The following is a 25,671-nucleotide window of genomic DNA, read 5'->3' as shown; positions in this document are numbered from 1 at the left end:
TCGGGAAATGCCACCACCACTGTGCTGATTGTGTAGCTTGCGCTGGTACAAAGGTGTTCATCACGTTACTCAATTTAATCCAAAAAAGAAGTTGTCTAATAACTTTGGAAGCTAATTTACGGGGACAACGGCAGGCTGTCAACCCGTGCAAAGTAAAAAAATCAACGTACGCTATGTTTCAAGATGCGAGATTTTTGTCGTTGCCAATCCCGCTCTTTAATGGTGTCGCGCTTGTCGTGTGACTTTTTACCTTTCGCCAGATAGATTTCAAGCTTAACTAAATGACGCTTCCAATACATAGCGGTAGCGACAATGGCATAGCCTTCACGTTCGCTAGCACCGATCAACTTGTCTAACTCGCGTTTTTTCAACAGCAGCTTGCGTGTACGCTCGGGGTCACAGACCACATGCGACGATGCCGACAGTAAAGGCTGAATTTGCGCACCCAATAGGTAAGCTTCACCGTCTTTGACGATGACGTAAGTGTCAGCGATATTCACCTTCCCGGCGCGGATGCTTTTGACTTCCCAGCCTTGTAAGGCAATACCAGCTTCGAATTTATCTTCCAGGAAATACTCATGGCGCGCTTTTTTGTTAAGCGCGATAGTTCCTGAATTTGCGGGGGATTTTGCTTTGCTCATGGCGGCTATTATACGCATCCAATAGTAAAAGAAAATTCGTTTCTGCAGAGAAACCCATAGGACAATTGAGAATGGATGATCACACCCTGAAATTACGGTATCATGCGGGCATTTTAACGGAAGGCAAGGAATCGGTATGCCCAGCATTGAACGAAGCGCATTAGTGCCCTATAGCGATGAACAGATGTATGCGTTGGTCAATGATATTGAAAGTTATCCGCAGTTTGTGCCTGGCTGTCGTTCGGCGCAAGTACTGGAGCAGGCTGAGCAAACGAAAGTCGCCCGTTTAGATATCAGTAAAGCTGGGGTCGGGAAATCTTTTACTACCCGTAATACACTTGAGCCACCGCACCGCATCGGTATGGAATTAGTCGATGGGCCGTTTCGTTATTTGCGTGGTGGTTGGCGTTTCCAACCCCTAGATGAAAATGCTTGCAAGATTATTTTGGAACTCGAATTTGAATTTGCCAATCGCTTGCTTGGTTTAGCATTTGGTAATATCTTCAATGAATTACAAAGCCGCATGGTTGATGCTTTTGTAAAGCGTGCGGAACAGGTTTACGGGACTCCCTAAATGAGCCAAGACCAAATCCAGATCGAAGTTGCTTATGCTACTCCGGAGCGGCAGCAGATCATTCCTTTGCGGGTTCGCAAAGGAACTTCTGTGGCGGACTGTATTTCGCAGTCACAAATTACCCGTTATTTTCCTGAAATCGATCTAAACGAGCAAAAAGTCGGTATTTGGAGTAAGGCGGTTAAGCTGGAACATGAACCACGCGACGGCGACCGTATCGAAATCTATCGGCCTTTGATCGCTGATCCCAAAGCAATTCGGCGCAAACGTGCTGAGCAAGCGAAGGATGATGGTCGTGCCGACCCCGTCACCGGTGGACGTCGTCGCCGCGTTGAGAATACCGATGGTGATGAAGAGTGAAACAGCAAAGCTTTAAGCAAGTGAAGTTGTACATTATGCGCCATGGTGAGGCGATGCCCTCGCAAGCGCTGCAAGGCGATGCCATTCGACCACTAAGTCCGTACGGTGAACAAGAAGTGGTCATGAATGCGCAATGGCTGCAACAATGTCTTGCCGAGCAGGGCGTTGAGAAACTCGATTGGTTATTAGTTAGCCCCTATGTTCGTGCCCGGCAAACTGCCGCGATTCTGACGCAGCAGGTGAAAGCTGCCGAGCAGCTTGATTGTGCCGATATTACGCCGGAAGGGAATGCGCAACAGTTTGCCGACTGGCTCTTTGTGCAACTGCAGCGCCGCGGGCATGGAACACATCATGTTGCCTTGGTTTCACACATGCCATTTGTAAGTTATTTGGTGGCTGAGCTTGATGCGCGTATGGAGCCCATCTTGTTTCCCACGGCGGGTATTGCTGAGCTCACGCTTAATGCTGATGCTATGCAGGGTACCTTTGAACGTATGGCGGTTGCCGAGCCTGCCTAATTTATTTCTTTATCCGAGTGGAGAACAACGTTGACGCAGTTTGCTGAAACCACTACCGAACATTTAACTACGATTGAAGACTTCTGGCGCTGGGGAATAACTTGCCTGCACAGTGCTGAAGTATTCTTTGGGCATGGTACCGACAATGCCGATACCGAGACCCAGGTGCTATTGGCACATGTTCTTCATCTTGACCTTGCGCAATTGGATGCTTTTCGCCGTGCGACGATGACGCAGGCAGAGCGTGAGCAGTTTTTACAATTGCTTCAGCAACGGATTGAAGCGCGTAAACCAGCGGCATATTTGATCGGTGAAGCTTGGTTTGCAGGGCTGCCGTTCAAAGTTGATGAACGGGTATTGATCCCGCGCTCGCCGATTGCTGAACTGATTGAAAATGAATTCCAGCCGTGGTTAAGTCAACCGCCTCAGCACATACTTGATCTGTGTACGGGGAGTGCGTGTATTGCCATCGCGTGTGCGTATGCTTTCCCAGATGCAGAGGTGGATGCGTTAGATATTTCACCTGACGCGCTGACGGTTGCTGAAGAGAATATTGCCGCCCATCAGTTAGAACATCGGGTGTTCCCAATGGTTTCTGATCTTTACAGTGCGGTACCCGACCAACGCTACGACTTGATTGTGACCAATCCACCTTATGTGGATGCAGAAGACATGGCTGACTTACCGGCAGAATTTCATCATGAACCTGAATTAGGCCTCGCGGCCGGTGAGGATGGTCTTGACTTGGTCCGTACCATTTTGCGTGAAGCACCAGACCATCTCACCGAGCATGGCATTCTGATTTGTGAAGTTGGTAACTCAATGGTTCACATGATGGAGTTGTATCCAGAAGTACCATTTACTTGGTTGTCTTTCGAACGCGGTGGTGATGGCGTATTCTTACTGACACGACAAGAATTGCTGGAGCATCAAGCCAGCTTTTAACCTTTAGCACGTAGGATCTTCTATGCCCGGTAATAGTTTTGGTGAACTTTTTCGCGTCACTACCTTTGGCGAGAGTCATGGCCCAGCGTTGGGGGCGATCATTGACGGCTGCCCGCCGGGGCTGGAGTTGAGTGAAACTGATTTACAGTATGAGCTCGATCGTCGTAAGCCCGGGCAAAGTCGTTACACCACAGCTCGTCGTGAAGCAGACCAAGTGCGTATTTTGTCAGGCGTATTCGAGGGTCGCACCACCGGCACGCCGATTGGCTTGATGATCGAAAACACCGACCAACGTAGCAAAGATTATTCGACTATCAAGGACCTTTACCGGCCCGGTCATGCCGACTTCACCTATGATAAAAAGTACGGTTTCCGTGACTATCGCGGGGGTGGACGTTCATCTGCTCGCGAAACCGCAATGCGCGTAGCAGCCGGAGCTATTGCTCGAAAACTGTTAAAAGAACAGTTTGGGATCGAATTTTTCGCCGGCGTTACGCAAATTGGCCCGCATAGTGTTGCTCGCGATAGCGCTGACTTTGCCTGGCCGCAGGTTCATGAAAATCCTTTGTTTATGCCGAGTGCAACAGTTGCTGAAGCCGCCGGTGAGTACCTCAAAGACTTGCTTAAGCAAGGTGATTCGGTGGGAGCCAGAGTGCGATTGGAAGTGACCGGAGTCCCTGCAGGTCTAGGTGAACCGGTGTTTGATCGCTTTGATGCTGATTTAGCAAAAGCACTGATGAGTATTAATGCGGTGAAGGCCGTAAGTATCGGCGATGGTTTTGCCGTTGCTGGTCAACTCGGGAGTGAACATCGTGATGAAATTAGCCCCGACGGCTTTTTAAGTAATCACGCTGGAGGTGTGCTTGGTGGCATTAGCAGTGGGCAGACAGTCATTGCCGAAGTAGCGTTTAAGCCTACTTCAAGTATCACCAAGCCCGGGCAGACCATCGATCGCTTCAATCAGCCGCAAACAGTAGTCACGCGCGGTCGTCACGATCCCTGTGTCGGCATTCGTGGCGTTCCGATCGTAGAAGCGATGGCGGCGCTGGTCATTGCTGACCATTGGCTACGTCAACGTGCGCAAAATGGAAAGTAAGCAGCGAAAGGATTATGAGTAGTAAACATTATTCGACGCTTATCGAGCTTTTTCATCGTTGTTTCTATCAGGATTATCGTACGGTATTAGTCGCCGGTGACGATGAGCCATGGTATCGGCCTGCAGCAAACGCCACCGAAGATCACCAAATTCTATTTGCCCACGGATTTTTCGCTTCAGCGCTGCATGAGGTTGCCCACTGGTGTATAGCTGGCGCCCGACGCCGCCAACTGGAAGATTATGGCTACTGGTACGAACCCGATGGCCGCGATGCTTCACAACAAGCGCAATTTGAAAAAGTTGAACGCAAGCCGCAAGCCCTTGAATGGTTATTCTCGCGTTGTGCTGGCGTACCTTTTCAAGTGAGCGTTGATAATCTTGGCGGGTGTGAAGTGAATCGTGAAGCGTTCACCCAAGCCGTGCATGATCAACTATGTGATTACTTGGCCAGCGGATTACCCGTACGTGCGGAGCGTTTTGCGCGCCTACTCGCCGAGCATTATGGGCAACCCTGGCCGCAACTTGCTGAGCTGCGAGCGGAACGCAACCACATCCATGAACTGCAGGGGGTAGCATGACTGAATTTCGCTTAGGCTTGGTGGTTAATCCTGCTGCCGGACTTGGCGGTAGTGTTGCGCTAAAAGGCAGTGATGGTGCCGAGACTGCGGCGCGAGCGCGCGAACTGGGAGCTGAACCCAAAGCATCGAAACGCGCAGCCCAAGCCTTAAAGGAACTGGTCAATGGCAAAGTTGATTGCCGTATTTTTACTGGAGCCAATGGTCTAGGCGAGGACAGTTGTGCGCTAGCTGGGGTCCCCTGTGAAGTGATCTTCCACGGCCACGAACCAAGCACTGCTGACGACACCAAAGCGCTCACTCAGGCATTAGTTGAGAGCGGCGTCGATTTACTGTTATTTGCTGGCGGCGATGGTACGGCGCGCGACGTTTATGCGGTAGTGCCAAGTGAACAGCCGGTACTAGGTATTCCTGCTGGCGTGAAAATACATTCTGGCGTGTACGCGGTAAGTCCGCGGGCGGCGGGCAAAGTCGTGGTGCAGATCCTGCAAGGACACCTGACCACCGTGACTCATGCTGACGTGATGGACATCGATGAAACGGCATTTCGTTCTGGCACAGTGCGCGCTAAGCGCTATGGGGAAATGTTGGTACCGGAAGAATTGCGCTATGTGCAAGCGGTAAAAATGGGCGGCAAAGAGAGCGATGAACTCGTTCTTACCGACATTGCCGCTGATGTTATTGAACGCATGGAAGACGACGTACTTTACATCATGGGCTCCGGGTCAACGGTGGCTGCGGTGATGGACGAGCTGGGTCTAGCGAACACCTTGTTAGGTGTTGATGTGATTAAAAACGGTGAGCTCGTGGCGAGTGATGTTACTGCTCGTCAGCTGGAACAATGGGTGGTTACTGAACAGCAACCCGCACGCTTGGTGGTGACGGTTATTGGTGGGCAAGGCCATATTTTTGGCCGTGGCAATCAGCAACTTAGTTCGGCACTACTGGCACAGCTACTGCAAGCCGAAGGCAAAGAAGCGATTTGGGTCGTGGCGACGAAAGCAAAATTACAACAGTTAAACGGCAAGCCGTTGTTGGTTGATACCGGTGATGCTGAGGTTGATGAACAGCTCGGTGGTCTGATCCGTGTCACCACCGGTTATCATGACGAAGTCTTTATGCAGATCGATGCGCCTTAGAATTGCGAGCGCGGCATGTGCACGGTAATACCATCAAGCTCTTCAGTCATTTCGATTTGACAGCTTAAGCGGCTGTTATCTTGCGGTTCGACAGCCATGTCGAGCATGTCTTCTTCGCGTTCTGACGCAGGCGGAAGTTTGTCTTGCCATTCCTTGGGTACGTACACATGACAGGTGGCACATGACATTACGCCACCGCATTCGCCAAGAATGCCATCGATCATGTTATCTACCGCACCTTCCATAAGGTTCTGACCTACCGGTACATCTGCTTCAAATTCGCCACCATTGGCATCGATATAGATTACTTTAGGCATGAAAACTCCTTACTGCCGATCATTTTGGGGCGATTCTAACATAATTCTAAAGGAGATAGACCGAGCAATTTTGCCTGCTTTCAGGTACACTAGCGCAATTTTTTAAAGCGGTTCATTTGTGAGCGACAGAGTGGGGGAGTTGCGTGTGAGTGGATTCCAATCGGTATTGGAAAAACTTTTTAAAATCAAAGCTCAAGGAAGTTCGGTAAAGGCGGAAGTGATTGGTGGTATCACAACCTTTTTGACCATGGCTTACATTATTTTTGTGAATCCATCGATTTTGAGTCAAGCGGGTATGGACCAGGGTGCTGTCTTTGTCGCAACCTGTTTGGCGGCTGCTATTGGCTGTTTGATCATGGGCTTGTGGGCCAACTATCCAGTTGCGCTGGCACCAGGAATGGGGCTGAATGCCTTTTTTACCTATAGCGTCGTGCTGGGCATGGGCTACACGTGGCAAGCTGCGCTTGGTGCAGTGTTCTTTTCTGGGATTCTATTCTTCTTACTTTCTGCGTTACGTATTCGCTCGTGGATTATCAACTCGATACCTGCCACTTTACGCCTTGCCATTGCCGCCGGTATCGGCGCATTTTTGGCGCTCATTGGCTTGCAAAATGCCAATATTATCGTGGCCCACGAAGCCACTCTGGTAACCCTTGGCGACATGTCACAGCTGTCGGTATTGCTTGCCGGCTTAGGCTTCTTTTTGATTATTGGTTTGGTGGCACGACAAATACAAGGCGCCGCCTTAATCAGCATCCTGTTGATCACATTTATTGGCTGGATGTTGGGCGATGTAACCTATAACGGTATTGTCGCGGCGCCGCCAAGTTTAGCGCCAACCTTTATGCAGCTTGATATTGCCGGAGCTTTTGATGTAGCGATGTTGAGCGTGATTTTTGCGTTCTTATTTGTCGATTTATTCGATACCTCGGGCACCCTGATGGCCGTCGCGCAACGGGCGGGTATGACCGATAAAAACGGTAAGCTTCCGCGCCTAGAAAAAGCGCTTATGGCTGACTCGACCGCTTCAGTGGCGGGTTCGATGCTCGGTACGTCGACGACGACAAGCTATATCGAATCAGCCTCAGGGGTTGCCTCAGGCGGTAAGACAGGTCTCACTGCTGTGATTGTTGGTGTGCTTTTTGTACTGGCTATTTTCTTTGCGCCTTTGGCGGGAATGGTGCCAGCCTATGCCACCGCGGGCGCTATCATTTACGTGTCTGTGTTAATGTTGTTCACGCTACGTTCAGTAAACTGGGACGATGTGACCGAAGCTGCGCCGGTGGCGGTGGTACTGCTAATGACACCACTCACATACTCGATTGCTGACGGTATTGCACTTGGTTTTATCAGTTATGTCGTCGTAAAAGCACTGGGTGGACGTTATAAAGAGTTAAATTGGAGTGTTGCCGTATTGGCAGCGTTGTTTGTCGCAAAATTCATTTGGTTGGGGTAAGACATCATGGGATGGCATACAAATCGCGAATTTTTCGTTTCTTGGGAAGAGTTGCATCGGGCAACGAAAGAGTTGGCTCGGCGCCAGCTTCCAGCGGAACAATGGCAGGGCATTATCGCGGTGAGTCGCGGTGGTTTAGTCCCTGCGGCAATTGTTGCACGTGAGCTAAACGTGCGTTTAGTGGAAAGCGTCTGTGTAAGTTCTTACGATCACGATAGTCAACGCGATAGCGTTACGCTATTGAAAGATGTGAGCTGTACGGAAGATGGTGAAGGCTTCTTGGTGATCGACGATTTGGTGGATACCGGCAATACGCTTAAGTTCCTCCGTGAGCGTTTACCCAAAGCTAAATTCATCACGGTTTATGCGAAGCCAGCGGGTATGGAACTGGTTGACGATTATGTCGCTGATTTGGAGCAGGAAACCTGGATTCACTTTCCGTGGGACATGCACTTGCACTACGTTGAACCGTTAGCAGGCCAAGAGAGTTAAGGTAGCCCGTGGTTCTACCACGGGGCTGGCTACACGTTTGGACCATGTTTGCCTAGAGAGTAAACGTAGCCCGTGGTTCTACCACGGGACTGGCTACACGTTTGGACCATGTTTGTTCAATTCGATATAACCCGCAGTAGAACTGCGGGGTACAACGAAGTGTTTAGATAGAACCCGCAGTAAAACTGCGGGCTACAGGGCGTTTTGAACGGTAGCGACGGCGTCGCTGATGGCCACCTTGGTTTTCTCACCTGAGCGGCGATTCTTATATTCCACCGCTTGCTCGTCTAGATTACGCTCACCGATAACGATTTGATGTGGGATACCAATCAGCTCCATGTCGGCGAACATCACGCCTGGACGCTCTTTGCGATCATCGAATAAAACATCCACCCCCGCAGCTTTCAGTTCGCTGTAGAGCTGTTCTGCGGTTTCTTGTACGCGCACCGACTTGTGCATGTTCATCGGTACAATCGCAACTTGGAATGGTGCTAGAGCTTCCGGCCAAGTAATCCCGAACTTGTCGTGATTTTGCTCGATCGCGGCGGCAACAATGCGTGAAACACCAATGCCATAGCAACCCATCAGCAAATTCTCATGCTTCCCAGTTTCGGTAAGCACGCCCACTTTCATGGCGTCCGAGTACTTTTTGCCTAACTGGAAAATGTGGCCTACTTCAATGCCACGTTTAATTTGTAAGTTGCCTTGTCCACATGGGCTCGGATCACCTTCAACGACGTTGCGCAAGTCCGCAACAACTGGCAGAGGGACATCGCGCTCCCAGTTAATATTAAAGAAATGGAACCCATCTTCGTTGGCGCCGGCGCCAAAGTCCGCCATAACTGCAACGCTTCGATCAATGACCAACTCAAATGGCAAGTCGACAGGTCCTAATGAACCCGGACCCGCGCCAATAGCAGCACGAATTTCTTCGTCACTGGCAAATACCAGTGGGCTGGCCACTTGCTCGAGCTTGGCTGCCTTAATTTCGTTAAGAGAGTGGTCGCCGCGGACCATGAGTGCCACGAGTTTGCCTTCTTCACTGCCATGCACAATCAGTGTTTTAACTGTTTGCGTCATTGGCAGTTTGAATTGCTCGACCAAGGCATCGATGGTTTTCGCGTTTGGTGTGGCGACTTTTTCCATTGCCGCAGATGGCGCAGGACGCTCTGTCGCAGGAGCCACAGCTTCGGCTAACTCAACGTTGGCCGCATAATCAGAGCTATCTGAGAAGGCGATATCGTCTTCACCTGAGTCTGCCAGAACATGAAACTCGTGTGACGAACTGCCGCCAATTGAACCGGTGTCGGCAATCACTGGGCGATAATCGAGGCCGAGACGCTCAAAAATGCGGCAGTAGGCTGCATGCATGGCATCATAGCTTGCTTGCAGGCTTGCTTGATCAAGGTGGAAAGAATAGGCATCTTTCATGATGAATTCGCGCGCACGCATCACGCCAAAGCGTGGTCGAATCTCGTCACGGAATTTAGTTTGGATTTGGAACAGGTTCAAAGGGAGTTGCTTGTAACTGTTTACTTCTTTACGAACCAACTCAGAAATCACTTCTTCGTGGGTTGGACCAAGCACAAAGTCACGTTGGTTACGATCTTTTAAACGCAGCAATTCTGGACCGTAATCTTCCCAACGACCTGATTCTTCCCATAAATCGGCCGGTTGCACCATCGGCATCAACACTTCAAGAGCGCCAGCTCGTTCCATTTCTTCGCGCACCACCGCCTCAACTTTACGTAACACACGTAAACCGGTTGGCGTCCAAGTATAAAGTCCCGCTGCGACTTTACGGATCATACCGGCGCGCAACATAAGTTGATGGCTGATGACTTCGGCGTCAGCAGGAGTTTCTTTGAGTGTGCCCAAAAGATAGTGACTGGTCCGCATGATATCCCTTTTTGTATTCGTTCAGTTGCCGAGAATTCTACCAGTAGCGGCGCCCCGTCAAAAGTCTTTCGTGATGTTTATGACAAGGTTTTGTTGATCTTCGACGCGCCATTGAATGTTGAGGTCATAAAGTTGCATGCCATAAATTTGCTCTGAGGCTTTATTGCGTTTATACGCCGGCCGAGGATCTTGTTGTAAGACTTGGGTTATGAGCTCTTCTAGATTGGCGTATGCGTTGGCAAGTTCGCGCAATTGTTGCAGCGCCTGCGGTGCATAAACGACCGTTAAATGCTGTTCCGGAGCGGTATGAGCATAGCCGCCTTGCGCCGATGGGATCGCATCGACGTAGGGCAGGTACGGCTTAATATCGATAACTGGGGTACCGTTGACCCAATCGCCGCCCCGTACCAGTAATTTGGTTTTGTCATTGTGTTGCTGAATAGCGAGCAATTCGACCACTGACATACCAATACCATTGGGTCGAAAGGTAGAACGACTGGCAAAAACACCGACTTTTGTATTGCCGCCCAAACGCGGTGGACGCACCAGCGGCTGCCAACCTTGGGCTAAATTTTCATGAAACAAGAAGAACACCCATATGTGGCTGAAGTCGGTTAAACCGCGAACTGCTTCACCGTCGAAACCGGCGTAGAGTTCGATCTCAGCGCGAGCGGCGGTAACGAGACCTGGCTGCCGCGGGATTGCAAATTTTTGCGCATAGGGCGAATGTATCACCCCCACAGCTTCGATAGTGTGCGTCATGATGTTGGTGCTACTGAAATGGTTGGTGAATTTCAGCATATTTTTGTGGTTTTGGCGAATCATAGTACGACTACGCCTTCCGTTTTAAACTGTAGTAACTTTATAAGTTGCTGAATAAAAACAAATAAAAAAAGTTGGCACAGACCCTGCATAAGCTTTAGAGAACCTAAAAGTTTCTTAGTGCTGTCAACTTATTGAAGTTCATCAGCGTCTTAAGAGCCAAAGCGAACAACAAAAATTGCTAAATGTGGGAGAAATACAATGACACGCCAACAGTCTGTTTGGTTTTCCGCCTTCTTTTTAATCGCGTCTGTTACCGCGTTGAGTTTGCCTTTTGCGAGCACAGCCAATGCCCATGAACGTACCTTTAACGCTACCTACGAAGTCACCAAAGCAACCAGAATTGATATTGAAAGTGGCGTTGGTACGGTGACCTTCGAACGCTCAAGTGGTGATGAGCTGGAAGTTGAGCTGGTCGCGGAAGAAGGGGATTCAGCCTTTTTCAACGATGGTAATTTAGATGCCGTAGAGCTGGCCGCTGAGCAAAGCGGCGACACCTTGCGCTTACGTGTCCCTGAACAGGAAGATATTGAATTGCACTGGGTCATACGGATGCCGCAAGTCGCTGAAATAGATTTAGATTTGGGCGTTGGTGAAGTTAGTGGCGAATTGGATGCAGCTGATCTGCAGATTGACCTTGGCGTTGGCGAGGTAGACTTGGCTATTTACGGTGCTATCGCTGATGTTAAAACTGATGTCGGTATTGGTGAGGTGAAAATTCGCGGTGGCGACCATACCAATAATGAGCGTCACTTTATTAGCGCTTCAGGCCGTGCTTCAGGTGATGGCGATGCGCGCATTAATATCGACGCGGGCATTGGCGAAATTACCATCACGCTGCACGACTAATTAAGTATTGCCATAGAGTTTCTGACGAGTTTGACGAAGCTCGCGATCGCGCTCCAGTGATAGAAATGAACACTGGGGCTTTTTTGTGATTATTCGATATCCAACTTACCGCTAAAATCAGTTAGTCCGCCCCATTCGCAGTATACGGTTGCTTGATAGTTTACTCGTTACTTGCTAGTGATCTTATTAGATTCGTTAAATGGGAACGATAATAATATGAAAAGATACTTTTTTGTTGCCTTAGTTACATTATCAGTTAGTCTGCCATCATTGGCTGGGCAACTATTAAAAACTGAGCAGTGGCTTGATTTTGAGCGTCCTAGTGATGTTCAAGTAGCGCCTGATGCTAGTCTCGTACTTTACAATAGAACCCGCATCGATAAGTTCAACGACACATTAGACAGCGAAATATGGCAAGTGCAACCGGATGGAACCAAGCATGCTTTTTTGCTGAAGGGTAGCAACGCTAAATGGTCACCGAATGGTGACCGTATTGCTTATGTTGCTTCTGGGCAGAATGGCTCTCCGCAGCTCTTCGTGCGATTTATGGATAGTACTGCTGCTACATCGCAAATTACACATCATGCATTAACGCCGCGTAATTACGCGTGGTCGCCAGACGGTAAATACATTGCTTACATTGCACGGACAATTAAGAGTAATAAGTGGAGTATGGAACTACCCGGAAAACCACCAGGGGCAAAATGGAATGACGATCCTTTGGTAATGGATACCTTGCACTATCGGCAAGATCGTATCGGTATGACGAATACCGGCTTTGATCACGTTTTCATCGTACCGACTGATGGAGGAACAGCAAAACAGTTAACGCATGGAGAGTGGAATGTATCTCTGCGTCGGCTTGGGGCTATAGCGACTGGGGGGAACCTATCTTGGAGTGCAGATGGTAAATACCTTTACTTCGATGGACAACCCCAAAAGAATTCCGATATCGATGTTTTTAAATCTCTAATATACCGAGTTAAATTATCCTCGGGTGAGGTCGAAGCGATGACTTCGCACGATGGTTATTTCCACTCTCCGATGGTATCACCAGATGGCAAGCACGTTGCTTACATTGGTGCACCGGAATGGGCAGATGATACGTACCGACATACTCACATGTACATCATGAACATTGATGGCACTCGGCAACGTCGTTTGGTGGGAGACTTAGCTGGCGCACCGGAAGCTATGTTATGGGATGAAAGTTCTACGTCTCTTTATTTTACTTATGGTAAGCATGGGAGTATCAACATACACCGAGTCAATCTCCAAGGCGAGGTTGAGGCAATTACAAGCGGCGAGCAAGTTGTTGGCTTAGATTCTATTGCGAAAGATGGTACCTTGGGATACGTGCGCTCATCAGCTCAGCAGCCCGCCGATGTCTATATTGATGGTAAATCTGCGCCGAAAAAATTAACTGAACTTAATAATGACATTTTTGCGAATACGGATTTCGGAGAAGTGAAAGAAATCTGGTACGACAGCGACGATGGCACGCGAGTTCAAGGCTGGATGGTCATGCCGCCCAACTACGAGGAAAATAAACAATACCCTATGGTGCTCTATATTCATGGCGGACCTCACGCTATGTATAACGTTGGTTTTAACTTTACCTTCCAAGACTTTGCCGCTAATGGTTACATTGTGCTGTACACCAATCCTCGGGGGAGCACTGGGTATGGCGCCGAATTTGCGAACGCAATCCAAGGAATGTACCCCGGCCCCAAAGATGGTAGCGATTTACTCTCTGGTGTAGATACTGCTATTGAAACTGGCTTGGTAGACCCTAATCGCTTATTTGTAACCGGTTGTTCTGGGGGAGGAGTGCTAACCACTTACTTGGTTGCGGTTACTGATCGATTCAATAGTGCTGTATCCCGTTGTCCTGTTACAAGCTGGATCGCTATGGCAGGCTATTCTGACGTACCGGCTTGGGTGTATCGATTTTTTGATGAACCATTTTGGGAAAAACCTGACGCTTGGCTGAAAGATTCAACATTGCAGATGGTTGGCGATGTCAACACACCTGTTTTATTAATGACAGGGGATAAGGATCTCCGCACACCTTTTGAAGAAGCTGAGCAATATTTCTCAGCATTAAAAATGCGTGGGGTGCCAACTCGGCTCGTTGCTATGAAAGGCGAATATCACGGAACAGGTTCGATTCCCTCTAATTATTTACGTACGCAATTAATGACTCGTGATTGGTTCGAGAAGTACGACCCTGAGCTTAAGAAAGCCTCTGAAGAGGCTTCTGAATAAACGAACATCGACGAAACAAGTTGGCTCCGCTTGCACCTGCGAGCGGAGCCCGATATTGAGTTTATTAAATAAGGTAATCGTCGAGACTTTTACCTTTGGCCAATGCATCTTTCAATGCGTTGGGCATGCGACCTTGGCCGGTCCAAGTTTTGCGTTCGCCATTCGCATCAACAATGGCATATTTTGCTGGCTTAGGCGCACGCTTGCGTTTAGCTTTGCTGGTGCTTGTAACCTCGCCTTGCAATAGCTCTGATGCGTCGATTCCGGCAGCAGCCATTGCTTCACGAAGCTCTTCAATTTTTCGTTGTTTTTCAGCTTCAAGTTTCTTCAATTCGGCCTGTTCTTCACGGCGGTCAGCAATAACTTTCACTAACTTTTGTTCGACTTGTTCTAATTCTTGAATAGATAATTCCTTTACCGCAGCTTTAAGACGACGTCCGTGCGTCAGGATATCTAAAAAGTCACTCATTGTTGTTACTTCCAAAGTTATAAAAAGAAATTACATTAGATGAAAAAGAAACGCCGACGACAATCTTATTTTGTCGTCGGCGATATCATACAGCGAGTGCGAATTGATAGAAAACGTATTTACATATTAGGGTAATTAGGACCGCCGGTGCCTTCTGGAGTTACCCAAGTAATATTTTGGCTTGGATCTTTAATGTCACAGGTTTTGCAATGAATACAATTCTGCGCATTAATCTTAAAGACCGCTTGCCCATCTTCTTCAACGACTTCGTAAACGCCAGCAGGGCAATAACGTTGTGCCGGCTCTGCATACTCCGGTAAGTTTACCGTCAAGGGAATATCAGCATCCTGAAGTTTTAAATGGCAGGGCTGATCTTCTTCGTGATTGGTATTCGATAAATAGACCGACGATAGGCGGTCAAAGGTTAATTTATTATCGGGTTTTGGATAATCAATCGGTGAATAGGTACTCGCTTTTCCTAAACTCGCATAATCGGCAGTTTGATCTTTGATCGTAAAAGGTAATTTACCGCCGAAAAAGTTTTGATCAATCGTGTTATACGCTCCGCCAAACCAAGTACCAAACTTATGAATAGCTGGACCGAAGTTGCGTGAGCGATAAAGTTCATCGTAAAGCCATGACGCTTTAAAGTTATCAATAAAGCCAGTAAGTTCAGTCTGCGCCTGCTCAGCAGTTAAGGCTTCGTGAATCGATTCAGCCGCCAACATGCCGGATTTCATTGCCGTATGATTACCTTTGATTTTTGCGAAGTTCAACGTGCCAGCATTACAGCCTACTAGCAAGCCACCCGGCATGGTCATTTTAGGTAGCGAATAAAAGCCACCTTTAGCAATCGCTCGTGCGCCATAAGTCACCCGTTTACCGCCGTTCAAGACTTTGGCAATCTCTGGATGTGTTTTAAAGCGCTGAAACTCTTGGAACGGGTTCAAGTAAGGGTTTGCGTAATTAAGGTCAACGATAAGGCCGACATAAACTTGACCGTCTTCGGCGTGATAAAGATAACCACCGCCCGTAGCATCGTCATTTAATGGCCAGCCTGTGCTGTGGACCACAAGACCCGGTTGGTGCTGTTCAGCAGGAATATCCCAAATTTCCTTGAAGCCGATGGCATAGTGCTGTGGCGAAGCGTCGTCGTTGAGTTTGAACTCATCTTGCAAGCGTTTGCCTAAGTGACCACGGCAGCCCTCAGCGAAGACGGTATACTTCGCTCGGAGCTCCATTCCTGGTTCGAAACTCTCTTTTTGCTCGCCGTCAGCAGCAATCCCCATGTCGCCGGTAATGACGCCCGCTACTTTGCCGTCTTCAATGATGACATCAGCGGCCGGAAAACCAGGAAAAATTTCGACACCCAGAGCTTCGGCCTGTTCAGCTAACCAGCGGCAAACGTTGCCCATGCTGGTGATGTAATTGCCTTCATTGTGGAAGGTTTTCGGCACCATGAAGTTGGGTAGCCGACGTGCGGACTCGGCACCGTTAAAGTAAAAAATGTGGTCCTCGGTGACCGGTGTCGAAAGTGGCGCGCCAAGTTCCTTCCAGTTGGGCAGTAACTCGTCAAGCGCGCGGGTTTCAAAAACCGCGCCAGAGAGAATATGTGCGCCGACTTCTGAGCCTTTTTCAACGACGCAGATCATGCGTTCTTGTTCTTGCTCTTGGGCAAGTTGCGCAAGGCGGATTGCAGTGGCAAGACCTGCGGGACCTGCACCTACAATGACGACATCAAACTCCATACTTTCGCGTTGCATAATGGACTCCTATAAAGACGCTGATGGTGGCTGTTGCCCGACGAATGGAGCGCTTAACAGCCGACCTAATTGTGCTGCCGTAAGCGGTGGGGCTAGCAAGTTCCCCTGCGCTAGATAACAGTTTCGTTGTTTTAGAAAGTCGATTTGCTGTTGATGTTCAACGGCAACAGCAATGACCTGACAATGTGAATTTTGCGCTAGACGGATGATGCTTTCAACGAGTTCGGTTTGCACGACATCGTTAGGGATTTCCGCAATTAATTCCGGCGCTATTTTAAAGGCCTGTGGCGTACAACGTTCCATGGCCTGAAGCAATTGATGACTCACCCCTAACAGGTTAACACAGAGTCGTACGCCAAGCTTTTTAAAGCAATCTAAGGTGCTGTGATGATGTTGGCAAAGTTGCAGAAACACGGCCTCATTAATATCAAGCTGCAGGTGCTCAGGGGCGAGTTGGGCACGCTTGATGTGTTGCTCGAGAAGTTGCGGTAGCTCGGGCATAGTGAGTTGGCGTAAGGAAAAGTTCAGGCTCATAGTGAGTTGCTCTATACCTTCGCTATGCCATTGTTTTAACTGTTGGCACGCCGTTCGAATGGCAAATTCAGTCAGCGAAAAAATGAGTCCGGTTTGCTCCATCAGGTGCAAAAATTGCTGGGGTTCGATGACTTGTCCGGTTTTAGTGCGCCACCGTATGAGCCCTTCAACTCCCTCAGCACGTTGGTTTCGGAGCTGGATAATCGGCTGGTAGCTTAACTCCAACTCTTGTTTATCGAGCGCAATTCGCAACGCATGTAATCGTTCGCGGCGCTCACCTAGCGCATAGCGTTGTTCCGGTTGGTATTGTTCAATGCCGAAAAAGCCTTGTTGCTTGGCTTTATAATGGGCGGCATCGGCATTATGCAGGAGCGTCTCGAGTTGGTAGTTGGCGTCTTTCGCAAGTGCAATGCCTATGGATGTCGAACAGTAAATTTCGTGTTCATCAATAAACAACTGCGGACGAATCGCTTCACGAATTGTTCGTGCGAGGTCGAGTGCTAAATGTCCCCAGTCCTCGGTAGTATTCACGGCAACAAAGGTATCAATGTTGGTGCGCGCCAAAAATACCGACGCCGGTACGGCTTTGTTGATGCGCTGGGCAATGCGTTGAATGATTTCATCGCCAACGGGATGGCCAAGCGCGTGATTGAGCTCAGCTAACGAATCAATACTAATGATCAGTAAACTTAAGTTCTTTTGTTCGGTGGCGCAGCGCTCGAGCAGGCCCTCAAGATGGTGGGCTAAGCCATTTTTATTGGGCAATTCAGTTTGCGCATCGTGGTCGGATAAAAAGACCAACTGAGCTTCGGTCGCATGCATGTTTTTCAGACGCTTGCGCAACTGTTTTACTTCTTGATGATGCTCTTTCACCGCTTTGTGTAAACGATGCGAACGCCAGCCAAGTACTAACCCGCCCGCGGTCAGTATTAATCCTCCAAAAAAGACCAGCTTAGCGCTCGCTGAATACATGTCGGCAAGCTTTGCTGCCGTCGGCCAAAGCTCTAATTCCCATGTATTAATTGCAAACACCAAAGGCCTTTCGATTAACCACTTATCACGCAGATCGTCAGTGCCAGCAAAACGATAAATGGTCTGTTCATTCAGTTTTACCGCAACTTGATACCCTTCAGTAATTTGCTGGCGGATCAACTGATCGAAAAGTTTATGAATGTTGACGACCAAGAGTAGGTAATGCGTCTGCTCTGCAGTATTGAACGGCAGTGCAATGACAATATCGGCTGGGTTTTCAGAAAAGTTCTGTGCCGGTGCACTTTGTGCGTGCGGCAAGGCGGGTTCTTGGCGTAAGTTCTCAGCAATGATGCTGGTTGAAAAGTCTTGCGCCGGTAGCGCTTGTTCAGCATCGCGGAAACGTTCAAATTGCTTGTTGAAATCAGTGTCGAAAACCAGAATGCGTTGCAAAGAAGGGTAATAAAGAAATAGCGAAGCTGCTTCGTCACTAAGTTGTTTAGCATAGTCGATACCACCAACTTCAAGACTACGCGCAGTCCACTCGGTAGCAAAGGCATAGTTGAGCATCATCTGGCGTAATTGATGCTCAACCTGACGGCTGTCGTCGCTTAAACGTTGGCGGATGGTTTGTTCTTCGGCGAGCAAAATGAACCGGGTTGACACTAGGGTCAACACACAGCCGATAAAAAAGATCAGCAGTAACCGTCGCACCAACCGCCAACGCACTTGCATCTTGCTGACTACTCCTGCAGCTCAGAACGGTTGGCGAACTCACGCAGGGCATCCGGATTAGCTAGCGCGTCAGTGTTCTTGACTTGCTCACCGTGAATCACCTGCCGTACGGCAAGCTCAACAATCTTACCGCTAATCGTCCGTGGAATGTCATTGACCTGAGCAATCACCGCAGGTACGTGCCGAGGTGTTGCATTGGCGCGAATGGTGCTACGTATTTGCTGTTGCAACTCGTCGTCGAGGGTTATGCCATCACGTAACCGTACAAATAGCACTACACGTTCGTCATCTTGCCAGTGCTGACCGACCGCAATACTTTCGAGTACGGCATCAATTTTTTCGACTTGGCGATAAATCTCGGCGGTGCCAATACGCACACCACCCGGATTGAGTACGGCATCGGAACGGCCATAAATAATCACGCCGTCGTGATCGGTAAGCTCGGCGTAGTCACCATGGGCCCATGTGTTGTCAAAACGCGCAAAATAGGCATTAAAGTAGCGCTCACCACTGTCGTCGTGCCAAAAGCCTAACGGCATACATGGGAAGCTATTGCGACACACGAGTTCGCCTTTTTCGTTGCGTACCGCTTGCCCTTGTTCATTGAAAATTTGCACATCGAGGCCTAACCCGCGGCATTGCAGCTCACCACGGTAAACGGGCAGGATAGGGCAACCCAAGGCGAAGCAAGAAACGATATCGGTACCACCTGAAATGGATGATAAACAAAGATCAGTTTTGATATCCCGATAAACATAATCAAAGCTTTCAGGTGCCAAGACCGAACCTGTGGTAAGGATAGCCCGTAAGTCGTCAAGTTGGTGGCTGGTGCGTGGTTTACACTCGGCTTTTTCGAGCGCAGACAGGTATTTTGCACTGGTGCCAAACACGCTAATACCTTCTTGGTCGGCAATGTCCCACAACACGCTCGGTTGCGGGTAAAAAGGTGAGCCGTCGAACAGCACCAACGTGGCGCCTTGGGCAAGGCCAGACACGAGCCAATTCCACATCATCCAACCACAGGTGGTGAAATAGAAAAACACGTCATCGCGGTTGATGTCGGTGTGCAGCGCATGTTCTTTTAAGTGCTGCAATAAGGTGCCACCGGCGCCGTGCACGATACATTTGGGCACGCCGGTAGTGCCTGAACTAAACATGATGTAAAGCGGATGATTAAAGTCTGTCTGCACGAATTCTAAAGCGGGCGTTTCATGCTTGCTCGCAACAATAGCGTGCCAACCGGAACTGGCTTCGGGGAGCTCTTGCTCGAGCTCGGCGAAGGCGACAAAAATCGTCTGTTTGAGGCTTGGTAATTGCGCGCGAATGGCACTGGTCTTGTCGCTGATATCGATGGTTTTGCCATTGTAGAAGTAACCATCAACGGTAAGTAAAATCTTCGGTTCAATTTGACCGAAACGGTCGAGTACGCCTTGCACACCAAAGTCGGGTGAGCACGATGACCAAATGGCGCCCAAACTGGTGGTGGCCAGCATAGCGATAATCGTTTCACAGCAATTGGGCATCATCGCGGCAACACGGTCGCCTTTTTGTACCCCTAAACTGCGCAGATGCGCTGCAACAAGAGCAACTTGACGGTGTAACTCTTGGTAGCTCAATGCTTGACGTGCGCCATTTTCACCACGGAACACTAAGGCGATGCGCTCGTCGTTGTAGCGCATCAGATTTTCGGCGAAATTTAGGCGAGCATCAGGGAACCAACGTGCGCCTGGGAGCTTGTCCTGGTCGACCACCGTACGGTTGCCTGGCTCGCCGATAACCTCAAGATAATCCCATGCATAACGCCAAAAGTCTGCACTGTGCTCGACCGACCATTGATGTAAATCGTGGTAGTTGGCGAGCGCTAAGTTTTGGTCTTGATTCAGACATTGCATAAAATGCGTCATACGCGCATCGGCAATAGTGTCCGCTGAAGGTTGCCACAGCATTTTCGTTGTCATTTTCTGGCCCCCGTAGATTTAATTTGAGTGTTTGGCGATTTCGGCTAGCGCAACGTTTGAGCGTGGTTGTTGGCCCAAGTTGCTGCAGATACGCTTTCCAGCAGTGATCAGTTGCGCTAAATCGATACCGGTGTCGTAGCCCATACCATGAAGCATGTACACGACATCTTCGCTAGCAACATTGCCACTGGCGCCTTTGGCATAAGGACAGCCACCGAGTCCGGCAACAGCACTATCAATGGTACGAACGCCAAGTGGCAAACAGCTGGCAATGTTAGCCAGCGCTTGTCCGTAGGTGTTGTGAAAGTGCAGCGCAAGTTTTTCCATCGGTACTTTGGCGGCGACGGCTTCGAGCATGCGCTGGGCTTTTAATGGCGTGCCAACGCCAATCGTATCGCCTAATGAGACCTCGTAGCAGCCCATTTGATAAAGCTTTTCTGCGACCCATGCAACTTGATCCGGTGCGATGTCGCCGTCATAGGGGCAACCTAACACGCAGCTCACGTAACCGCGGACTTTTAGACCATTGTCAGCCGCCGCAGCTAAGACCGGGGTAAAGCGCTCGAGACTTTCAGCAATGCTGCAGTTGATGTTTTTCTGACTGAAGCCCTCTGAGGCCGCACCGAAAATCGCAACTTCGTCAGCGCGCGCGGCCATCGCGGCCTCGAAGCCTTTCAGATTTGGCGTCAATGCTGCGTAGGTAACGCCAGATTGACGTGAGATCCCGGCAAAGACGTCGCCGCTGTCAGCCATTTGCGGCACCCATTTGGGACTCACAAAAGAGCCTGTTTCGATGTAATCGACACCGGCAAGCGCGAGATCATTCACCAGTTGAATTTTGGCGGCAGTAGTAACAGCCTGCTCATTCTGCAGGCCATCGCGTGGGCCAACTTCAACAATTTTAATGCGTTCCGACATTATTCTGCCTCTTCTGCTTTGATGCTGACTAACTCAGCGCCATCGCTAACAAGGTCACCTGCGGCGTAAAATACTTGCTCAACGGTACCGGCGTGGCTGGCACGAATGGTGTATTCCATTTTCATTGCTTCCATGATCACGACGGCCTGATCAGCTTCGACGTTATCGCCTTGCTTCACGAGCACTTCAACGATGGTACCGTTCATCGGAGCATTCATCGAACCCGCAGCCGTGTCTTGCGCTAAGGTGTCGGCGACTAAATGCCGAGCAAAGCGTACACTCAAGGCGCTCGAAAATACGGTAATATCGTGTTCAGTATGCATCACATAGACGTTAAAGCTATGTCCGTCTTTGCTAACCTTGAGCTGGTCGCCGTAAAGTTCGCCCTGCCAACTACTGTCATTGTAGTTGCTCCGCCAACCGGTTGCTGTTGCCGTGAGGCTAACATTGTAGTCCTGCTCATTATGTTGCAGTTGCAAGCTAAATTGCGCAGGTTGATTCAAACGGAAGTTACGGGCATGACGCCACACATCATTGGCAGAACTTTGTTCAATCAGGTTCTCGGCTAAGGTAGCGAGCACGGCGTAGTCTTCAATGGTTGCCGCGGTAGGCGCTTGGAACAATGCATCGTGATGCTTTTCAATGAAGCGCGTGGTGAGTTCAGCACGTTGAAAGTCCTTGTGTCGCGCAATCGCGCGCAAGAAATCAATGTTGGCGCGTACGCCAGCAATCCGATAGTCATCCAAAGCTTGCAGTAAGCGGCGCAGCGCAATGGTGCGATCTTCACCCCAGACCACGAGTTTGGCGATCATTGGATCATAAAACGCGCTCACTTCGTCGCCTTCGACGACACCGCTATCAATCCGCACATGTGCTGAGGTTTGTGGCGTACGCAAATGATGCAAGGTACCGGTGCTTGGTAAAAAGTCGTTGGCCGGATCTTCGGCATAAATCCGCGCCTCAAAGGCATGGCCATGCAACATGATTTGATCTTGTGCGAGTGGTAATGTTTCACCGCTAGCAACGCGCAATTGCCACTCGACAAGGTCTTGGCCGGTGACCATTTCGGTCACTGGATGTTCAACCTGCAAACGGGTATTCATTTCCATGAAGTAGAAGCTGTTATCCGTGTCGAGTAAGAACTCAACGGTACCGGCACCTACATAGTCGATGGCTTGTGCCGCGCGCACGGCAGCTTCACCCATGGCCTTGCGCGTACGTTCGCTAAGGGCCGGGGCAGGGGCTTCTTCAATGACTTTCTGGTGGCGACGCTGTACGGAGCAATCGCGTTCCGCTAAATACACTGCATTGCCATGTTGGTCGCAGAATACCTGAATTTCGACGTGGCGTGGGCGTGTGATAAATTTTTCCACCAGCATCTTATCGTTACCAAACGAGGCTTTTGCCTCACGTTTGGCAGACTGTAAAGCTTCATCGAAGTCTTTGGCGCTTTCAACCACGCGCATGCCTTTACCACCGCCACCGTAGGCTGCTTTCAGTAGCACCGGGTAACCGATAACGTCGGCTTCAGACTTGAGTTTCTTAACACCTTGTTCGTTGCCGTGATAACCCGGCACTAAAGGTACTTCAGCTTCACTCATGATCGACTTGGCGGCGCTTTTTGAGCCCATGGCAGCGATTGCACTGGTTGGCGGGCCAACGAAGATGATGTTGTTATCAGCACAAGCATCGGCAAAGGCTTCGTTCTCAGATAAAAAGCCGTAGCCGGGGTGAATCGCATCGGCGCCAGTTTGTTTGGCGGCAGCAATGATTTTATCGATCACCAAGTAACTCTCGGCACTCGGTGCAGGACCAATGAAAATGCTTTCGTCGGCCATTTGCACATGTTGTGCGTGGCGATCCGCAGCCGAGTAGACAGCAACGGTACTGATGCCCATCGCTTGCGCCGTGCGCATGATGCGGCAGGCAATTTCGCCGCGGTTAGCAATTAGCAATTTATTGATCATTGCGGATCCTTTTTCCAGTTCGGGCTGCGTTTTTCTAAAAAAGCAGTTAGGCCTTCTTGACCTTCGGCTGAGACACGGATCTCAGCAATGCGCTCAATGGTGAGACGCTGACTTTCAGCGGCAATGGGTTGTTGGTCGATGTCAGCGATGAGTTGCTTACAGGCGCTAACAGCTGCAGGACTATTCGCCAAAAACGTGGCAAGTAAGTCATCGAGGGCGCTGTCAAAATCATCGACAATATCGTGCACCAAGCCCATTTGTTGTGCTTGGGCGGCACTAAATCGTTCCGCCGTGAGCATATAGCGGCGTGACTGTCGGGTACCGATGGCACGCATAACGTAAGGGCTGATCACCGCGGGGATGAGGCCAATTTTCACTTCACTTAAGCAAAAGCTACTGCGTTCTTCGGCAAGCACGATGTCGCTGCATGCAGCAAGACCAACAGCGCCACCAAAAGCGGCACCTTGCACCAAAGCAATCGTGGGTTTACTGAGTTCGTCCAGAGTCGCCATAAGTCGCGCTAATTCACTGGCGTCAGCAATGTTTTCGTCGTAGTTCTTGTCTGCCATGGAACGCATCCAGCCAAGGTCTGCCCCAGCAGAAAAATTGCGGCCATTAGAGCGTAACACGAGCACGCGAGCTTCATTGTCTTGATCGACCTGCGTGAGGGCATCGATAAGCTCACCAATCATAACGTCGTCAAAGGCGTTGTGAACCTCTGGGCGGTTTAACGTCAGCGTTGCAACACCGTTGCTGGTTTCGAGCGTAATATACTGATAATTCATGCAGCCTCCTCTTACATGCGGAACACGCCGAACTTGGTTTCGGCGATCGGTGCATTGTTAGCGGCAGCAAGGCTTAAGCCGAGCACGGTGCGTGTTTGTGCAGGGTCGATGATGCCATCGTCCCACAAGCGGGCGGAAGCATAATAGGGGTGTCCCTGCTGTTCATATTGCTCGACAATCGGCTGTTTAAGTTTTTTCTCTGCCGCGGCAGACATTTTTTCACCTTTGCGCGCCATATTGTCTTTGGTAACTTGCGCCATGACTCCCGCTGCTTGTTCGCCGCCCATCACGGAAATACGTGCATTCGGCCACATGAACATGAGCGTCGGGTCGTAAGCACGACCGCACATGCCGTAGTTACCTGCGCCGTAGCTACCGCCAATCAGTACGGTAAATTTTGGCACTTGCGCACAACTCACTGCGGTCACCATTTTGGCACCATGTTTAGCGATACCTTCGGCTTCGTATTTTTTACCGACCATAAAGCCCGTGATGTTTTGTAAAAACACCAAGGGAATGTTGCGCTGCGCGCAGAGTTCAATAAAGTGTGCGCCTTTTTGTGCCGACTCGGAGAATAAAATACCGTTGTTGGCAACAATACCAACCGGATAGCCGTGAATGCGGGCGAATCCAGTGACCAATGTAGTACCGTAATTCTGTTTAAATTCATCAAAGTCGGAGTCATCAACAATGCGCGCGATGACTTCATGTACGTCGTAAGGCTTGCGTAAGTCGGTGCCAACAATGCCGTACAACTCTTCAGCAGCGTAACGCGGTGGTTTGACTTCACTCGGCGTTAATGGCTGCGCTGGTTGATAGTTCAAACGTGCCACCGAGCGGCGCGCCAAGGCGAGGGCATGTTCGTCATTCATGGCATAGTGATCAGCAACGCCAGAAACCCGCGTATGCACGTCGGCGCCACCTAACTCTTCAGCGCTGACTTCTTCACCGGTCGCCGCCTTCACGAGTGGCGGGCCAGCTAAGAAAATCGTGCCTTGTTCTTTGACGATAATGCTTTCGTCCGCCATGGCTGGTACATAGGCACCACCAGCGGTGCATAGTCCCATGACCACGGCGATTTGAGGAATACCTTTCGCTGACATGTTGGCTTGATTAAAGAAAATCCGGCCAAAATGGTCGCGATCGGGGAATACTTCGTCTTGGCGTGGCAAGAACGCACCGCCTGAGTCCACCAAATAAATGCACGGCAGGTGGCAGCGTTCAGCAATTTCTTGTGCACGTAAATGTTTCTTCACGGTCAGCGGGTAGTAGGTGCCGCCTTTCACCGTGGCATCATTGGCAACGATCATGCATTGCACGCCTTCTACGGTACCGATGCCGGCAACGACACCAGCGGCCGGTACGGTATCGTCATAACATTCCCAAGCGGCAAATTGGCCAACTTCAAGGAAAGGCGAACCACTGTCGAGCAGTTTCTCAATACGTTGACGCGCAAGTAATTTACCACGTGCTAAATGGCGTTCTTGGTATTTCGGGCCGCCCCCTTGTTTGATCACGTCGACCTTTTGATAAAGATCATCGACCACTTCTTGCATGGCTTTGACATTGGCCAAGAACGTTTCGTCTTTCGGATTAATCGAACTGGTTAATACCGTCACAAT

At 49.8% G+C, this 25,671-nt stretch carries 23 protein-coding genes and 1 other annotated feature (1 of these 24 only partly in view); of the genes, 11 read left to right on the top strand and 12 right to left on the bottom strand.

The genetic code is table 11. The features are described 5' to 3' along the window. Window positions 1-22 (bottom strand) — a sequence feature (Trp leader region); it reaches 75 nt to the left of the window's first position. Between the two features lie 139 nt (window positions 23-161). Next, a complete protein-coding gene (smpB, locus tag CWI70_RS03665; protein WP_126770668.1) occupies window positions 162-641 on the bottom strand; it encodes an SsrA-binding protein SmpB in 480 nt (159 codons plus the stop codon). A gap of 136 nt (window positions 642-777) precedes the next feature. Between smpB and CWI70_RS03660 the strand changes: the two genes are divergently transcribed. The 7 genes from CWI70_RS03660 to CWI70_RS03630 are packed head-to-tail and all read left to right on the top strand — an operon-like array spanning window position 778 to window position 5,848. After that, window positions 778-1,215: a type II toxin-antitoxin system RatA family toxin gene (locus CWI70_RS03660; protein ID WP_126770666.1), complete on the top strand. Its 438-nt coding sequence runs from the start codon at window positions 778-780 to the stop codon at window positions 1,213-1,215. Further along, the gene (locus CWI70_RS03655; RefSeq protein WP_126770665.1) at window positions 1,216-1,575 is read left to right on the top strand and encodes an RnfH family protein; all 360 of its coding nucleotides are present in this window, start codon (window positions 1,216-1,218) and stop codon (window positions 1,573-1,575) included. Then, window positions 1,572-2,093, top strand: coding sequence for a phosphohistidine phosphatase SixA (sixA, locus tag CWI70_RS03650; RefSeq protein ID WP_126770663.1), 522 nt, complete (start codon window positions 1,572-1,574; stop codon window positions 2,091-2,093). The genes CWI70_RS03655 and sixA overlap by 4 nt, the downstream gene beginning before the upstream one ends. 30 nt (window positions 2,094-2,123) lie before the next feature. Beyond that, a complete protein-coding gene (gene prmB, locus CWI70_RS03645) occupies window positions 2,124-3,038 on the top strand; it encodes a 50S ribosomal protein L3 N(5)-glutamine methyltransferase (protein ID WP_126770661.1) in 915 nt (304 codons plus the stop codon). 22 nt (window positions 3,039-3,060) lie between these two features. Further along, a complete protein-coding gene (gene aroC / locus CWI70_RS03640) occupies window positions 3,061-4,134 on the top strand; it encodes a chorismate synthase (protein WP_126770659.1) in 1,074 nt (357 codons plus the stop codon). 14 nt (window positions 4,135-4,148) lie between these two features. Further along, complete coding sequence (locus CWI70_RS03635; protein ID WP_126770657.1) at window positions 4,149-4,712, top strand: elongation factor P hydroxylase; 564 nt, start codon at window positions 4,149-4,151, stop codon at window positions 4,710-4,712. Then, on the top strand, window positions 4,709-5,848 hold the full coding sequence (locus CWI70_RS03630; RefSeq protein WP_126770655.1) for an ATP-NAD kinase family protein: 1,140 nt from the start codon (window positions 4,709-4,711) through the stop codon (window positions 5,846-5,848). The genes CWI70_RS03635 and CWI70_RS03630 overlap by 4 nt, the downstream gene beginning before the upstream one ends. Here CWI70_RS03630 and CWI70_RS03625 read toward each other — a convergent pair. Beyond that, the gene (locus CWI70_RS03625) at window positions 5,845-6,165 is read right to left on the bottom strand and encodes a 2Fe-2S iron-sulfur cluster-binding protein (protein WP_126770653.1); all 321 of its coding nucleotides are present in this window, start codon (window positions 6,163-6,165) and stop codon (window positions 5,845-5,847) included. The genes CWI70_RS03630 and CWI70_RS03625 overlap by 4 nt on opposite strands. Before the next feature lie 145 nt (window positions 6,166-6,310). On the opposite strand from CWI70_RS03625, the gene CWI70_RS03620 reads away from it, so the two are divergent. Together CWI70_RS03620 and gpt are read left to right on the top strand one after the other, a co-directional pair. Then, on the top strand, window positions 6,311-7,621 hold the full coding sequence (locus CWI70_RS03620) for an NCS2 family permease (protein ID WP_275540744.1): 1,311 nt from the start codon (window positions 6,311-6,313) through the stop codon (window positions 7,619-7,621). A 6-nt stretch (window positions 7,622-7,627) separates the two neighbouring features. Next, entirely contained in the window at window positions 7,628-8,113 is a 486-nt protein-coding gene (gene gpt / locus CWI70_RS03615; protein ID WP_126770652.1) for a xanthine phosphoribosyltransferase, read from the top strand. Window positions 8,114-8,305: 192 nt separating this feature from the next. On the opposite strand, the gene CWI70_RS03610 is transcribed toward gpt, so the two are convergent. Then, window positions 8,306-10,012 (bottom strand): proline--tRNA ligase, encoded by a 1,707-nt coding sequence (locus tag CWI70_RS03610; RefSeq protein ID WP_126770650.1) that lies wholly within the window; start codon window positions 10,010-10,012, stop codon window positions 8,306-8,308. Window positions 10,013-10,069: 57 nt separating this feature from the next. After that, window positions 10,070-10,837 (bottom strand): tRNA (N6-threonylcarbamoyladenosine(37)-N6)-methyltransferase TrmO, encoded by a 768-nt coding sequence (tsaA, locus tag CWI70_RS03605; protein WP_241967813.1) that lies wholly within the window; start codon window positions 10,835-10,837, stop codon window positions 10,070-10,072. Window positions 10,838-11,035: 198 nt separating this feature from the next. Between tsaA and CWI70_RS03600 the strand changes: the two genes are divergently transcribed. Both CWI70_RS03600 and CWI70_RS03595 read left to right on the top strand, forming a co-directional pair. Further along, the gene (locus CWI70_RS03600) at window positions 11,036-11,683 is read left to right on the top strand and encodes a hypothetical protein (protein ID WP_126770648.1); all 648 of its coding nucleotides are present in this window, start codon (window positions 11,036-11,038) and stop codon (window positions 11,681-11,683) included. Window positions 11,684-11,899: 216 nt separating this feature from the next. Beyond that, window positions 11,900-13,951, top strand: a complete 2,052-nt coding sequence (locus CWI70_RS03595; RefSeq protein ID WP_126770646.1) for a S9 family peptidase — start codon at window positions 11,900-11,902, stop codon at window positions 13,949-13,951. Window positions 13,952-14,015: 64 nt separating this feature from the next. On the opposite strand, the gene CWI70_RS03590 is transcribed toward CWI70_RS03595, so the two are convergent. From CWI70_RS03590 to CWI70_RS03555, 8 genes are all read right to left on the bottom strand, one after another. Beyond that, window positions 14,016-14,420: an H-NS family histone-like protein gene (locus CWI70_RS03590; RefSeq protein WP_126770644.1), complete on the bottom strand. Its 405-nt coding sequence runs from the start codon at window positions 14,418-14,420 to the stop codon at window positions 14,016-14,018. Between the two features lie 119 nt (window positions 14,421-14,539). Continuing rightward, entirely contained in the window at window positions 14,540-16,183 is a 1,644-nt protein-coding gene (locus CWI70_RS03585) for an electron transfer flavoprotein-ubiquinone oxidoreductase (protein WP_126770642.1), read from the bottom strand. Window positions 16,184-16,192: 9 nt separating this feature from the next. Continuing rightward, the gene (locus CWI70_RS03580) at window positions 16,193-18,421 is read right to left on the bottom strand and encodes a putative bifunctional diguanylate cyclase/phosphodiesterase (RefSeq protein WP_126770640.1); all 2,229 of its coding nucleotides are present in this window, start codon (window positions 18,419-18,421) and stop codon (window positions 16,193-16,195) included. Between the two features lie 8 nt (window positions 18,422-18,429). After that, on the bottom strand, window positions 18,430-20,379 hold the full coding sequence (locus CWI70_RS03575; protein ID WP_126770639.1) for an acetoacetate--CoA ligase: 1,950 nt from the start codon (window positions 20,377-20,379) through the stop codon (window positions 18,430-18,432). Between the two features lie 18 nt (window positions 20,380-20,397). Beyond that, a complete protein-coding gene (locus CWI70_RS03570; RefSeq protein ID WP_126770637.1) occupies window positions 20,398-21,297 on the bottom strand; it encodes a hydroxymethylglutaryl-CoA lyase in 900 nt (299 codons plus the stop codon). Then, window positions 21,297-23,264 carry an acetyl-CoA carboxylase biotin carboxylase subunit gene (locus CWI70_RS03565; RefSeq protein ID WP_126770635.1) on the bottom strand — a complete coding sequence of 656 codons (1,968 nt, stop codon included), beginning with the start codon at window positions 23,262-23,264 and terminating at the stop codon, window positions 21,297-21,299. The genes CWI70_RS03570 and CWI70_RS03565 overlap by 1 nt, the downstream gene beginning before the upstream one ends. Further along, window positions 23,261-24,049 (bottom strand): enoyl-CoA hydratase/isomerase family protein, encoded by a 789-nt coding sequence (locus tag CWI70_RS03560; RefSeq protein WP_126770633.1) that lies wholly within the window; start codon window positions 24,047-24,049, stop codon window positions 23,261-23,263. The genes CWI70_RS03565 and CWI70_RS03560 overlap by 4 nt, the downstream gene beginning before the upstream one ends. Before the next feature lie 11 nt (window positions 24,050-24,060). Beyond that, entirely contained in the window at window positions 24,061-25,668 is a 1,608-nt protein-coding gene (locus tag CWI70_RS03555; RefSeq protein WP_126770631.1) for a carboxyl transferase domain-containing protein, read from the bottom strand. Between the last annotated feature and the right edge of the window lie 3 nt (window positions 25,669-25,671).

The sequence above is a fragment of the Pseudidiomarina homiensis genome, from assembly GCF_003987225.1.
Classification (GTDB): Bacteria; Pseudomonadota; Gammaproteobacteria; order Enterobacterales; family Alteromonadaceae; genus Pseudidiomarina; species Pseudidiomarina homiensis.
This window is presented reverse-complemented; position numbering and strand designations above follow the sequence as displayed.

Coding starts and splice junctions, on each gene's coding strand:
- smpB (WP_126770668.1), bottom strand. CDS start 641: ATGAGCAAAGCAAAATCCCCCGCAAATTCAGGAACTATCGCGCTTAAC.
- CWI70_RS03660 (WP_126770666.1), top strand. CDS start 778: ATGCCCAGCATTGAACGAAGCGCATTAGTGCCCTATAGCGATGAACAG.
- CWI70_RS03655 (WP_126770665.1), top strand. CDS start 1,216: ATGAGCCAAGACCAAATCCAGATCGAAGTTGCTTATGCTACTCCGGAG.
- aroC (WP_126770659.1), top strand. CDS start 3,061: ATGCCCGGTAATAGTTTTGGTGAACTTTTTCGCGTCACTACCTTTGGC.
- CWI70_RS03635 (WP_126770657.1), top strand. CDS start 4,149: ATGAGTAGTAAACATTATTCGACGCTTATCGAGCTTTTTCATCGTTGT.
- CWI70_RS03630 (WP_126770655.1), top strand. CDS start 4,709: ATGACTGAATTTCGCTTAGGCTTGGTGGTTAATCCTGCTGCCGGACTT.
- CWI70_RS03625 (WP_126770653.1), bottom strand. CDS start 6,165: ATGCCTAAAGTAATCTATATCGATGCCAATGGTGGCGAATTTGAAGCA.
- gpt (WP_126770652.1), top strand. CDS start 7,628: ATGGGATGGCATACAAATCGCGAATTTTTCGTTTCTTGGGAAGAGTTG.
- CWI70_RS03610 (WP_126770650.1), bottom strand. CDS start 10,012: ATGCGGACCAGTCACTATCTTTTGGGCACACTCAAAGAAACTCCTGCT.
- tsaA (WP_241967813.1), bottom strand. CDS start 10,837: ATGATTCGCCAAAACCACAAAAATATGCTGAAATTCACCAACCATTTC.
- CWI70_RS03600 (WP_126770648.1), top strand. CDS start 11,036: ATGACACGCCAACAGTCTGTTTGGTTTTCCGCCTTCTTTTTAATCGCG.
- CWI70_RS03595 (WP_126770646.1), top strand. CDS start 11,900: ATGAAAAGATACTTTTTTGTTGCCTTAGTTACATTATCAGTTAGTCTG.
- CWI70_RS03590 (WP_126770644.1), bottom strand. CDS start 14,420: ATGAGTGACTTTTTAGATATCCTGACGCACGGACGTCGTCTTAAAGCT.
- CWI70_RS03585 (WP_126770642.1), bottom strand. CDS start 16,183: ATGCAACGCGAAAGTATGGAGTTTGATGTCGTCATTGTAGGTGCAGGT.
- CWI70_RS03580 (WP_126770640.1), bottom strand. CDS start 18,421: ATGCAAGTGCGTTGGCGGTTGGTGCGACGGTTACTGCTGATCTTTTTT.
- CWI70_RS03575 (WP_126770639.1), bottom strand. CDS start 20,379: ATGACAACGAAAATGCTGTGGCAACCTTCAGCGGACACTATTGCCGAT.
- CWI70_RS03570 (WP_126770637.1), bottom strand. CDS start 21,297: ATGTCGGAACGCATTAAAATTGTTGAAGTTGGCCCACGCGATGGCCTG.
- CWI70_RS03565 (WP_126770635.1), bottom strand. CDS start 23,264: ATGATCAATAAATTGCTAATTGCTAACCGCGGCGAAATTGCCTGCCGC.
- CWI70_RS03560 (WP_126770633.1), bottom strand. CDS start 24,049: ATGAATTATCAGTATATTACGCTCGAAACCAGCAACGGTGTTGCAACG.